Source organism: Rhizobium sp. BK399 (assembly GCF_014194695.1).
In the GTDB taxonomy this organism is placed as follows: domain Bacteria; phylum Pseudomonadota; class Alphaproteobacteria; order Rhizobiales; family Rhizobiaceae; genus Rhizobium.
The window spans coordinates 81391-93599 of the sequence record NZ_JACIAH010000004.1 but is presented as its reverse complement, the minus strand read 5'-3'; the positions used below and the strand labels follow the sequence as shown (position 1 = coordinate 93599).

The window sequence follows — 12209 nt, the reverse complement described above, 5'->3', positions numbered from 1 at the left end:
AGCGCCGCCTGATGGGTCAGGCCTCAGCCTTCGTCGTGTCGACGACTTCTGCGCCGGGAGAATTCTTCTTGATGGATTCGATGGCGCTCAGCGCCGATGCCTTGGCCTTATAGCCTTCGGAGCCGAACATGGATTCGCCGTTCGGCGCTTTGAAACGGAAACGGAACTCGCCAGCCTTGTCCTTGTAAACTTCGAACTTATACATCGATTTTTCTCCCGGAATCAGGATGTTGTCCTATCTACAGCCGCAGCGTAGAACAAAAAACGCAACTATTCCATCGGGATATTTGCGCGCTCTGCAACCGACGCGACTGACGGGTCTGAAAAGGAAATCGCTGGTATCACGGCTTGAAGATCGAGAAGACCGACGAGAACTTGTTAATCAGGTATGGCGCGAAAAGCACGAGGCCGGAATAGAAGAAATTCGCCGCCTTCGTCATGTCGGGTATCTCGTTGACGCTGGCAAAGCGATAAAGGCAGGCAAGGCCGAAGCCGACGTATAACATCAGTATCGCGACGGTTCCGACAAGGGCGATGAAACGGCTCGAACTCGCTTTCATCATCGTGACGGTTAGTGGGAGCTGCCCGGCGGCGAGGGGGATTTCAGCGGCGTCGATGGGGGTTCCGGCTGCGTCAGTTTTCGTCAACTCGACTTCCTCAGACAGGGCGTCGGTCAGCGACCAATCGTGGGCCTCCCGGAGCGAGCGGTAGCACAGCAGCATCGATATCACCACGGCGATGGCGACGAGCACAACCAACATATTGGCAAAGCTTATTAAATTCACCAGAGCCTCCCTCAGAGCGCTGCGACATGAATCTGTCCATGAAACCGAGTGTAATCTTTGCGTGTATTATGTCAATATACACGCAAAGATTACACGCCGATGCAACCGTCGCAGGCTGCTCGCTGAGAAGGGACGTGTAATTCGATGATCACTTCACGGCGGCAAGAAAGTCGCCGGCGCCAGTTTCGAACTGCAACTTGGCGAGCTTGGCGTAGATGCCCCCATCTCGAATGAGGGTCTGATGCGTTCCCTCTTCGACAACACGGCCCTGATCCATAACGAGAATCCGGTCAGCCTTCAGCACGGTGGCGAGGCGATGGGCAATGACAAGCGTCGTGCGCCCGGTCATGAGCCCATCGAGGGCCTTTTGCACAAGTGTTTCGCTTTCGGCGTCCAGCGCCGACGTCGCCTCGTCGAGCAGGAGCACTGGTGCATCTTTCAGAATGGCACGGGCGATCGCGATCCGCTGACGTTGACCGCCGGAGAGCGTGATACCGCGCTCGCCAACTTCCGTGTCATATCCCTTCTCCAGGCGGGCAACGAATTCGTCGGCCTGGGCAGCGATCGCAGCGGCACGCACCTCTTCGCGCGTAGCCTCGGGGCGCCCGAAGGCGATGTTGTCGTGAATAGAAGCCGCAAAGATGGTGACATCCTGCGGCACGATCGCGAGGCGTTTGCGCAGTTCGTCGGGATCGGTGCTCGTCGCTTCGATACCGTCGATCTTCACCGCGCCCTGTTGCGGGTCGTAGAAACGGAGCAGCAGCGAGAAGACTGTACTTTTGCCGGCGCCGGAGGGGCCGACAATCGCAACGGTTTCGCCGGGAGCGACGTCGAAGCTCAGGCCATGCAGCGCGGATCGTTCGGGGCGTGATGGATAGGCGAAGTGCACGTCACTGAACTGCACACGGCCAAGCGCAGGAGCAGGCAGCGCAACAGGCGCGGCCGGCGCCGCGATTGGGGAAACCTCGTCGAGCAGTTCCGTCAGCCGGTCGGCCGCACCCGCGGCCTGCGAAAGCTCGCCCCAGACTTCCGACAGAGCGCCGAGCGAGCCGGCGGCGATAACTGCGTAGAGAAGGAACTGGCCGAGCGTGCCCGCAGAGAGCGTGCCCGCGAGAACGTTGTGGGCTCCGACCCAGAGAACAGCGACGACGCTGCCGAAGATAAGGGTGATGGCGATTCCCGTCAGCAGGGCGCGCGAGCGGATCGCGGCGCGGGCGGCAGCATAGGCCGTTTCGACGGCCGATCCATAACGGTCCGCCGCAGCGTCTTCTCCGCCAAAAGCCTGGACGGTGCGGCTGGCGGCGATGGTCTCGTTGGCGAAGGCGGAGGCATCGGCCAGTGTATCCTGGGCAAAACGCGAGCGTTTCCGCACCGAGCGGCCGAAGCCGACGAGCGGGAAGACGATCAGCGGGATCGCACCGATCACCAGGCTGGACAGCTTTGGAGAGGTCACGATCATCATGCCCATCGCGCCGAGACAGAGGATGAGGTTGCGTAGGGCCACAGAGGCCGTTGCACCGACGGCCGACTTGATCTGCGTCGTATCTGCCGTCAGGCGCGAGACGATCTCGCCCGACTGGTTGACGTCGAAGAACGCCGGCGACAGCCGCGTCACGTGACTGAAGACGTCGCGGCGAAGGTCGGCGACGACGCGCTCGCCAAGCGTGATGACGAAGTAATAGCGAAGGGCGCTCGCAACGGCTAGCACGACCGCCATGATCATCAGCATGAGGAAATAGCTGTTGATGAAGCTGCCATCGGCCTGCGTGAAGCCGTGATCGATCATGCGGCGTACGGCGAGCGGCAGGGCGAGCGAGGTCACGGCCGCAAGCGCAAGCGACGCGAGAGCGCCGGCGACCAGGCCGCGATAGCGCACGACATAGGGCGTCAGCCGGCCTAGCGGCTTCAGCGATCGCGACTTCTTTTCCCCTGCTTGACCCGCGTATGCCAATTCGTCTCCGATCCCCTACAACACCGCTCATCCGCGGCTGATGGCTCTTGTTATCCTGCCGGCCTTCATGTATAGGCAGCCCATCCTAATGGGAAGCCGTAGCCTTTGCGTCTGCGGCTTCATTTATTCAATCGGTCCTCTTGTCGCAACGAATATGCGTCAAATTGGACGTTGCATGGCAGGAAGATTGTTATGAAGGCAGATATCCATCCCGACTATCACACGATCAAGGTAGTCATGACCGACGGCACCGAATACGAAACCCGCTCGACCTGGGGTTCTGAAGGCGCAGTCATGAACCTCGAAATCGACTCCAAGTCGCATCCGGCATGGACTGGTGGCAACCAGCAGCTCATGGACCGCGGCGGCCGCGTTTCCAAGTTCAACAAGCGTTTCGGCGGCCTCGGCCTCTAATCGCTGCCGCTTGGTGGAATTGAAAGAACCCCGCTTCGGCGGGGTTTTTTGTTGCGTGCTTTCTGCCCGCGAGACTGTTTGCTTTCTTGAACCCGCGTTACGGCCTCTTGGAAATCCGTTCGATCCAAGACAAGATCATCCAGCTCCAGCTTTGAAGGGGACTGGGATGGAAAATCACGAGCCGTTTCTAAGAGAAGCGATCGCGCTTTCGAAATCTGCGATGGAACGGGGTGACGAGCCGTTTGGCTCAGTGCTGGTCAAGGACGGGACGGTCATTCTGCGCGCCGAAAACAGCGTATTCACCGGCCGCGACATGACGAACCACGCCGAGTTGAACCTGATCAAGCTCGCTGCGCAGAAGTACGATGCTGCTTTCCTGTCGGATTGCACTCTCTATACCAGCACCGAGCCGTGTGCGATGTGTTCCGGGGCGATCTACTGGTCGGGGATCGGGCGCATGGTGTTTGCGTGCTCCGAGACGCGACTTGGTGAGATTGCCGGGATCGGCCTGAACGTTCCGAGCCGGGCAATATTGGAAACCGGCGCGCGCATCGTCGTCGTCGATGGCCCGAACATCGAAGACGAAGCTGCTGCCGTCCATCAGGAATTCTGGCCAAAGCATCTGGGTAGAGCGTAGCGGCTGAAAGCTCGTGGCGCGCAAAAGACAAACCGGCCGCGCACCACGCAGCCGGTTTCATGAATGCGGTATCGAGGCGGCTTAGTTGTTGCTGAAAGCCGTCTGCAGCAAGCTAAGCTGAGCCTGGACGCTATTCTGGTTGTCAGGAACGATCGGGGCTTCGGCCGGACGGTAGATTTCGCGGTCGAGCAGGGCGACGCGGTTCTGCAGGCGCAGCGAGCGTTCGATCAGATCGCGGAAGGATTCCGGCAGGTCGCCCCAGCCCGGCGCGTTGCGATCGACGTTGAAACCGTCGAGGCGAACCTTGTTCTTCTCGGCCAAAACCTGATCGCGCGACATCTCGCCGTTGTTGACGGCGCGCTGCAAAAGCAGCCAGGACGCCATCTGCATCAGGCGGGTGGTGAGGCGCATCGATTCAGCGGCATAGAGGACGGATGCCATGCGCGGCAGAACCTTCGAGGCTGCGCGGCCCTGGCCATCGAGATAGGCGGCGGTTTCTTCAACCAGCGACATGCCTTCCGAATACAGTGTCTTGAACTGCGAGGATGAGGCAGCGCGACCTGCAAAACTGATCGTGTTCAATCCAAGCTCTGACATTTAAATAGTCCCTGTTGCACGCATCTACTTATGGTCAGGTAACGTCGACCGAAGGCAAAAGGTTCTCCGGCCGCTCTTTATGCTTTTAAGATGGTAGCTTTAGCGGAATTGCGCAAGGCGTTTCTTAAGAAAGGGTTAACTTCCACAGTTTCATGGAAATGGTCCCCAACGCAATAAAAAAGAAGAGCCGCAAAAGCGGCTCTCAAGGTAAAACAGGGAGAAAAATCAGACCAATTCACCGCATGGAAAACTGTCTGAGATCCAGAGAAGATCTGGATGAGTACAGTAATACCTTATAAAGCTTAATCGCGGCTTAAACCTGTCCCGGTTTAGTCCTTTCCGGCGGCATGATTTGCTGCTTTAGCCAACCGGCGATCAGGAGCGGAAGAGGCTTTCGGCCGCTGATCTTGTCGAGGTCTTGCTGGCCACCTCAGCTTCGATTCTCGCGATCTCGGCCTTGAGCAGCTCAATGCGCGATCTCAATTCGTCGACCGAGACGGCGGAAAGATCGCCACCGATCTCATGCGCAACCTTCTTCTGCGGCCGGTCGTCATCGATGAAGCTCATCTCAATCCTCCCTTGTCTGCCTCAGTTATATTTTAGGGCAGGATCGCCGGTTTCGGGAGTCTTGGCGGTTCCGCGGTCGGCAAGCGACATGCTTTCGGGCGTTAGCGTTTGTGAGGTGGCAGTCGAAAGAGTCGTAAACGCGTCGCGGTCGCCGACCGGAACGGCGGCGCGCATGCGGCTGCGGATGATGGCATAGGCGGTGATCAGCACATGGGCGATCGCCGTCACTAGGAAGAGGGCATGCGGGTTGATCATCGACATCACGGGCCCGCCGATGGTCGGGCCGATGATCGTGCCGATGCCGTAAAGGAGCAGCAACCCGCCGGAGACTTTTACGAAGTCCTCTGCGGAGGCAAAGTCGTTCGCGTGCGCAACGGCGATCGGATAGAGCGTGTTGGCAACAGCGCCATAAAGCACGACGAGACCGATAATGAAGTAGGGCGAGTCGGGGTGCAGGATCGCCAGCAGCAGGCCGGCGAGAGCGGCAATCGCCGACATTGCCGCCAAGACATAGCGACGGTCGATACGGTCCGAGAGGCGGCCGGCCGGCAGTTGCATCACGGCGCCGGCGAAGATCGTGGAACTCATCATGATCGCGATACTCGTATCGGACAGGCCAGCGCCAGCACCAAAGACGGCGCCCAGCGTACCGTAGGCGCCGTTGGCGATACCGACGAGGAGAATGCCAAGGCAAGAGACGGGAGAGTTGCGGTAAAGGGCCGGCAGATCGAGCTTGACGGCCTTCAGCGGCTGCGGGGAGGCCGCGGTCGAGAGCGTCGTCGGAAGCATCGCGATGCAGTAGAAGATGCCGCAGATCATGAAGAGCACGGGCGTGCGCACATCCTCCAGCGGAATCATCATCTGGCCGGCCACGACGCCGAAGAGCGTGATGGAGATATAAAGCGAGAAGATCGCGCCGCGGCTTTCGTTGGTGGCGCGCTCGTTCAGCCAACTCTCGATGATCATCGACGTGCCGGCTGTCGCAAAGCCGGTTACGGCGCGCAACAGGACCCACCAGACCGGATGGATGATGATACCGCTTACGAGCGCGATAATCGCGATAATCGCAATGAAGCCGGAGAAGGCGCGAACGTGGCCGACACGGCGCACCAGTTTGGGGGCAACGAGGCAGCCGATGACGAAGCCGGCCGCCCAGGAGGTGCCGAGCAGCCCAAGGGTGGTCGTTGCGTAACCTTCCAGGTTGCCACGCACTGGAAGCAGGATGCCCTGCAAGCCGTTGCCCATGAAGAGAAAGAGCGTCCCGAAAAGAAGTGAGGCGACGGACAGCAGATTTCTTTTCATATACCCAGACTCTATGCGTTGAATGTCAAAGGACATATGGCAACACACGGGTGTCGCCCAGCCTCGAGAAGATTGATTGTGCCCCCAAATGCCTTTACGGCATGAATAAATGCAGTCGTGACGCGAAAAAATGTCGGTCCTGTGACAATCAGAAGAGATGGAAAAATAAAGACATGACCAAGCTGATCGCCCTGCTGCTCATCCTGGCGATGGCGATCCAGTTGATCAAGCCGCTGGGTGTCCCAGGGCTGCGTCGGCGCATGGATTTCTGGAAGATCGCGCTGATCGCCTTCGCAATCTGGGCGCTGGCGCTGATCGGCCGCGACCTCTTCGTCTAATACGCGATTTCGCCGCGCATGACTGGCGCGCAGCTTCCGGAAATCGTGACGTCGGTGACCGTCCCCTCCTGCTTGACCACGTCGATCCCGATGAGGCTGCGGCGTCCCATTTCGACGCCTTGCTCTATGGTCAGCGAAACGCTCATAGTCGCATCCGGCTCCAGCGAAACGAGGTAGGCGCCCAAGGCTGCCGAGGCGCTGCCGGTTGCCGGATCCTCCGGCACGTTGTCGAGCGGCGCAAACATCCGTGCGCGGATCATCCACGGGTTTTCCTGCGAGCGGACGTAGACGAACAGCGAGAAGTCGTGGTTGCCTTCAATGGTCGACCCTGCCGCATCCTGAAAATATGAAAGGTTCGGTCGGGCGCGGCCGAGGGCGGCAAGGTCCGCGAGTTCGGCGACTACGAAACTCAGCCCAACCGATAGGACAACAGGTCCATGCGTGGACACGCGGATTTCGTCTGGTTCGATGGCGATGCAGCGGGCAACGGTGTGCCCCGAGATTGTGTCGCCGACAGCAAGCGGTCTCGGCGCGCGAATGGATGCGGACAGCACCTCGCCACGGTCCCGCTTGAGGTCAACTTCGACGAGTCCCGCCTTCTCCTCGAAGCGCAGCTTGTCTCCGGTGGGCCGACCGAACACCTCGCCCTGCCGCCCAAGCACATAGGCGGTACCAACGTTCGGATGGCCCGCAAAGGGCACCTCCATGGTCGGCGTGAAGATACGGATACAGGCGGTATTGGCGGGATCCTCCGGCGGCAGCACGAAGGTGACTTCCGAATAGCCGAACTCCGCGGCGATGCTCTGCATGTCGGTATCGGTCAGACCACGCGCGTCACTCATGACAGCCAGCGGATTGCCTTCGAAACGGGTGGAGGTGAAAACATCGACGGTCGTGAAGGCAACGGTTTTCATGGCGGCTCCGAACGGGCTGATGCCTTGATCCTTACTTGCGAACGGCTGGCTGCAGAAGCTGGAAACTTGTCGCTGTTACAATAGAAAAACCGGCCGCTTTGGGCGACCGGTTCTGTTTGTCTTGTAAGCCGAGAAGGGCTTAAGCGGCCTGTTCGAGGTCCTTCTTCCAGCTGCCCTTGGCAGCGAGGCTGTTCATCTCGGCGCGGTGGGCGAAGGCACGTTGTCCGGCGGCGACATTCTCCGCCTTGCCACCCCAGGCCTTGAGGGCCGTATCCTGCAGGGCGCGGCCATAGGAGAAGGTGACCGCCCAGGGCAGGTCGTAGCCCGAGTTGATCGCAGATAGATGCGCCGACGCTTCTTCGGTCGACTGGCCGCCGGAGAGGAAGGCAATGCCGGGAACGGCGGAGGGAACGGTGCGCTTCAGAACTTCGACGGTACGCTCGGCGACTTCGGCGACAGACGCCTTGCGGGCGTTCTTGCCGTCGATGACCATGTTCGGCTTCAGGATCATGCCTTCGAGGCTTACACGGGCATCGGCCAGTTCCTCGAAGACGGTGCGCAGCGTCCATTCTGTGACCTCCGCACAGCGGTCGATGTTGTGGTCGCCCGGCTTGCCATCCATCAGGCATTCCGGCTCGACAATCGGAACGATGTTGGCCTGCTGGCAGAGTGCGGCATAGCGGGCAAGCGCGTGCGCATTGGCCTTCATGGAGCCCCAAGTCGGCAGCGAGGAGGAAATTGCGATGACGCCGCGCCACTTGGCGAAGCGAGCGCCGGCTTCATAATACTTCGCCAGGCGATCTGCGAGGCCGTCCAAACCTTCGGTGATGGTTTCGCCGGGATAGGCTGCCATCGGTTTTGCGCCGATATCGACCTTGATGCCCGGAATGCTGTCTGCTGCGCGGATGATGTCAACGAAGGGCGTGCCGTCTGCGGCTTTCTGGTGGAGGGTCTCTTCGTAGAGAATGACGCCGGAAATATACTGACGCATCGCCTCGTCGGTACGGAACAGCATCTCGCGGTAGTCACGGCGGCTCGTTTCTGTCGATTCAAGTCCAATCGTATCGAACCGCTTGCCGATTGTGCTCGTCGATTCATCCGCTGCAAGCAGCCCACGGCCACCAGTTACCATACGCACGGCAATGTCTTCCAAACGTTCGCTCATATCGTTCTCTCCACAGCAAAGAAAAATCGTCAACCGGTGAATATAGGTCGCGGATAACAGAAGTTTATGGTCGGGAAAACGGCAGCAAAATTCTTTGAAACGTTTGAATTTTTTTTAATCGTTTGAAAGTTCGGGCTTTTGTTCTTGCTTTGAGCAAAAGACCGCGGCGCTTCCGCGCCACGGTCTATCTACATGTAAAATCTGTTAAATTCGACTGTTCGGATCATTTGGCCTTGTTGAGGACCGCGACGCCCGGAAGGACTTTCCCTTCCATCCATTCAAGGAAGGCACCACCCGCGGTCGATACATAGCTGAAATCATCGGCAACGCCGGCATGGTTCAGCGCGGAGACCGTATCACCACCACCGGCGACCGAAGTCAGCTTGCCAGCCTTGGTGCGCTCGGCCGCAAACTTCGCTGCCGCGACGGTTGCCTTGTCGAACGGTTCGATCTCGAACGCGCCAAGCGGACCGTTCCAGACGAGCGTATTGGCGCGCTCGATCCAGGCCTTGATCGCCTCGACCGACTTCGGACCGACGTCCAGCACCATCGCGTCGCTGGGGATCGCATCGATCGCGACCGTCTCGTTGGCGGCGTTTGCTTTGAACTCGCGGGCAACAACGCCGTCTTCGGGGAGAATGATGGCGCAGCCCGCCGTGGCCGCTTCGATCATGATCTGCTTTGCGGTGTCGGCAAGGTCGTGCTCGCAGAGCGACTTGCCGACATTCGTGCCACGCGCGGCGATAAAGGTATTTGCCATGCCGCCGCCGATTACCAGCGCGTCGACCCTCTTTACGAGGTTCATCAAGAGATCAATCTTGGTCGAGACCTTAGCGCCGCCGACGATGGCAACGACCGGTCGGGCCGGATTGCCGAGGCCGGTCTCAAGTGCTTCGAGCTCAGCCTGCATGGTGCGGCCGGCATGAGCGGGAAGATGATGGGCGAGGCCTTCCGTCGAGGCGTGCGCACGGTGGGCGGCGGAGAAGGCATCATTGACGTAGATGTCTCCCTGCGCGGCTAGCGCCTTGACGAAATCCGGGTCGTTCTTCTCTTCGCCCTTATGGAAGCGCGTATTTTCCATGAGCAGGATGTCGCCGTTCTTCATCGCCGCAACGGCGTCGCTAGCCACGGCGCCAATGCAGTCGTCGGCGGTCGAGACCGAGTGGTCAAGGACTTCCTCGACGGAGGGCGCGATCAGGGACAGCGAAAGATCTGGCGACGGGCCATCCTTGGGGCGACCGAAATGCGCGAGCAGGATGACCTTGGCGCCCTTCTTCGACAGTTCCAGGATCGTCGGGGCAACACGCTCGATGCGCGTGGTGTCGGTCACTTTGCCGTCTTTGACCGGGACGTTCAGGTCAACGCGAACGAGGACGCGCTTGCCGGCAATGTCGTTGAGGTCGTCGAGGGTCTTGAAGGAAGGCATGGAGAAGTCCGTTCGTTATTGCCCAAAAGATGCGGGGACCATACCAAGGATGACTGGAGACGCAAGGCGGTCATTGCCGCTTTTCATCACCCTTGCCGGACGTCGCTGCGGCGGCTGCTTCACGGTTCTTGCGACCTTTAAAGCGGTCACGGACGCGGTCGATGATGTCATGCAGATTAAGGAAGATCGGCAGGGCGGTGGCGGGCTCGAGAGCCTCGAGCGACATGCCGACCGAAGTGATGTGGTCCTGGTCGTCGAGATCGCGGACGATCAGGATAATGGAGCCGAGGCGCACCCGGTCGGCATAGTCGGCCTTGCCACCGAGACGATGCTTCATCAACTCGGCGATCGTCAGTCCCTTCTCGGATTCGTTCAGCAGTCCAGGGCCATAGGCGGCGTCGAGATCTGCGGCGGGGCGAGCCGGTGAAAGTGCGAAGGCGCCGAAGAAATCCGCATCGTCCTCCTCGACAGGAACTCGGCTGGCAAAGAGCTTGTCGAGCAGCCGCGAATAGGAGGGAACTACGAAGAGATAGACGAGATCGTTTTCGCGCAGCCGTCCGGCATACTGATAGCGCATCGACTTGCCATCTCGGATGACGAGCGAGGGCGTTGCCCAACGCGGGATACGCTCACCGCGCAAGACCGGGCTATCCTTGACGACGCGGTAGGAGAGAAGCTCATGGTTTGCCGCGCCCGGCAGATCTACTTCCACCTTGTCGACGGCACCCATCCGCGGTGGGGTGATGAGCCCGAGCTTCTTGGCAACCGGTTTGATCGTCCACCCCTGTACGAGCAGCGAGACGAGCACGATGATGAAGGCGGTATTGAAATAGACCTGGCCATTCTCCAATCCACCAAGGATGGGCATGATCGCAAGCAGGATCGACACCGCGCCACGCAACCCGACCCATGCGACAAAGCCAATCTCTTGCTGCGTGTAGTCGAAGGGCAGCAGAGACAACCAGATGGCAAGCGGGCGCGCAACGAAGATCAGGAACAGGGCAAGCAGTATCGCTGGAATGGCGATCGACGGAAACTGCGACGGTGTTGCAAGGAGCCCGAGAACGAGGAACATAATGATTTGTGCAAGCCAGGTCATGCCGTCCTGGAAGCGCTTGATGGCGGCATAACCGTGGAGTTTGCGGCTGCCCGCGTAGATGCCGGCAACGTAGACGGCGAGGAAGCCGCTGCCGCCGACTGCGCCTGTCGCTGAAAAGACCAGCAGCGCCAGGGCCAGCACGAAGATCGGTGTCAGGCCGCGATCCGTCTCCAGCCTGCTGACGATCAAAACGATCATCATGCCGCCGAGCAGGCCGAGGATGACGCCGAGGCCCATCTGCTGCACGAACATGGCAAGCATGCCGATGTTGATGCCGTGATACCGTTCGCCGCTAGCAAGAACCTCAACGAGCGCAATAGTCAGGAAGATCGCCATCGGGTCGTTGGAGCCGGATTCCACTTCAAGGGTCGACCGCACTTTGTCGCGGATATTGATGCCGCCGATGCGCAGCAGGAAGAAGACCGCTGCCGCGTCGGTAGAGGCAACGATGGAGCCGAGCAGCAGACCTTCCAGCCACGTAAAGTTCAGCAACCACATGGCGACGACGCCAACCAATGCCGCCGTTATCAGGACACCGACCGAGGCGAGTGTCAGCGAGGGCATGGCGGCGAGCTTGAACGACTGCACTGGCGTTCCAAAGCCGGAGTCGAACAAGATGATCGCGAGCGCGATGGAACCGAGGATATAGGCGAGATAGTTGTTGGTGAATTCGATGCCCAGGCCATCCGTTCCGGCAAGCAATCCGATCGCCAGGAAGAGCAGGAGGAGGGGCGCGCCGAAGCGGAACGCGAGCAGGCTGGAGAACGCGGCGAGGAGCACGAGCGTCGTCGACACCAGTACGACGATATAGAACGCTTCCATGCCTATCCCCTTACCTGCAATTCAATGCAGACCACCCCCGGTCCCGCAGCCCATTCCCAGTCACCCTTTCGTCGTCATCCAAGCTTGCTGCGAGTAAACGGCAAAACAAACGGGATGGGTAGGCCTTGCGGTCGAACCCCTGCTGTTTTGCGGCTTCATGCTGCTGTTTTGGCGTGCCGAACGGCAAAGCTG

General features: G+C 59.7%; 13 protein-coding genes. 3 read left to right on the top strand and 10 right to left on the bottom strand.

From position 1 onward, the window contains the following. Positions 1-16: 16 nt before the first annotated feature. From FHT97_RS11200 to FHT97_RS11190, 3 genes are all read right to left on the bottom strand, one after another. Positions 17-205, bottom strand: coding sequence for a YegP family protein (locus FHT97_RS11200; RefSeq protein ID WP_007527415.1), 189 nt, complete (start codon positions 203-205; stop codon positions 17-19). Between the two features lie 136 nt (positions 206-341). Beyond that, a complete protein-coding gene (locus FHT97_RS11195; protein ID WP_183862156.1) occupies positions 342-785 on the bottom strand; it encodes a hypothetical protein in 444 nt (147 codons plus the stop codon). A gap of 148 nt (positions 786-933) precedes the next feature. Continuing rightward, the gene (locus tag FHT97_RS11190; RefSeq protein ID WP_183862153.1) at positions 934-2736 is read right to left on the bottom strand and encodes an ABC transporter transmembrane domain-containing protein; all 1803 of its coding nucleotides are present in this window, start codon (positions 2734-2736) and stop codon (positions 934-936) included. A 192-nt stretch (positions 2737-2928) separates the two neighbouring features. Between FHT97_RS11190 and rpmE the strand changes: the two genes are divergently transcribed. Both rpmE and FHT97_RS11180 read left to right on the top strand, forming a co-directional pair. Then, the gene (gene rpmE / locus FHT97_RS11185) at positions 2929-3150 is read left to right on the top strand and encodes a 50S ribosomal protein L31 (RefSeq protein WP_007527409.1); all 222 of its coding nucleotides are present in this window, start codon (positions 2929-2931) and stop codon (positions 3148-3150) included. A 166-nt stretch (positions 3151-3316) separates the two neighbouring features. Next, a complete protein-coding gene (locus tag FHT97_RS11180) occupies positions 3317-3787 on the top strand; it encodes a nucleoside deaminase (protein WP_183862152.1) in 471 nt (156 codons plus the stop codon). Positions 3788-3868: 81 nt separating this feature from the next. Here FHT97_RS11180 and FHT97_RS11175 read toward each other — a convergent pair whose 3' ends face one another. From FHT97_RS11175 to FHT97_RS11165, 3 genes are all read right to left on the bottom strand, one after another. Continuing rightward, complete coding sequence (locus FHT97_RS11175) at positions 3869-4384, bottom strand: DUF1465 family protein (RefSeq protein WP_016557168.1); 516 nt, start codon at positions 4382-4384, stop codon at positions 3869-3871. A gap of 375 nt (positions 4385-4759) precedes the next feature. Next, the gene (locus FHT97_RS11170) at positions 4760-4951 is read right to left on the bottom strand and encodes a DUF1192 domain-containing protein (protein WP_183862150.1); all 192 of its coding nucleotides are present in this window, start codon (positions 4949-4951) and stop codon (positions 4760-4762) included. A 21-nt stretch (positions 4952-4972) separates the two neighbouring features. Continuing rightward, positions 4973-6253, bottom strand: coding sequence for an MFS transporter (locus FHT97_RS11165; RefSeq protein WP_183862148.1), 1281 nt, complete (start codon positions 6251-6253; stop codon positions 4973-4975). Positions 6254-6426: 173 nt separating this feature from the next. On the opposite strand from FHT97_RS11165, the gene FHT97_RS11160 reads away from it, so the two are divergent. Then, positions 6427-6591, top strand: coding sequence for a hypothetical protein (locus FHT97_RS11160; protein WP_016557171.1), 165 nt, complete (start codon positions 6427-6429; stop codon positions 6589-6591). On the opposite strand, the gene FHT97_RS11155 is transcribed toward FHT97_RS11160, so the two are convergent. The 4 genes from FHT97_RS11155 to FHT97_RS11140 all read right to left on the bottom strand — a co-directional run bounded on the left by FHT97_RS11155 (position 6588) and on the right by FHT97_RS11140 (position 12017). Then, entirely contained in the window at positions 6588-7505 is a 918-nt protein-coding gene (locus FHT97_RS11155; protein WP_183862146.1) for a PhzF family phenazine biosynthesis protein, read from the bottom strand. The two genes, FHT97_RS11160 and FHT97_RS11155, sit on opposite strands and share 4 nt — an antisense overlap. A gap of 139 nt (positions 7506-7644) precedes the next feature. After that, complete coding sequence (locus tag FHT97_RS11150; RefSeq protein ID WP_183862144.1) at positions 7645-8670, bottom strand: class I fructose-bisphosphate aldolase; 1026 nt, start codon at positions 8668-8670, stop codon at positions 7645-7647. Positions 8671-8893: 223 nt separating this feature from the next. After that, entirely contained in the window at positions 8894-10096 is a 1203-nt protein-coding gene (locus FHT97_RS11145; RefSeq protein WP_183862142.1) for a phosphoglycerate kinase, read from the bottom strand. A gap of 70 nt (positions 10097-10166) precedes the next feature. Beyond that, complete coding sequence (locus tag FHT97_RS11140) at positions 10167-12017, bottom strand: potassium/proton antiporter (protein WP_183862140.1); 1851 nt, start codon at positions 12015-12017, stop codon at positions 10167-10169. Positions 12018-12209 lie beyond the last annotated feature (192 nt).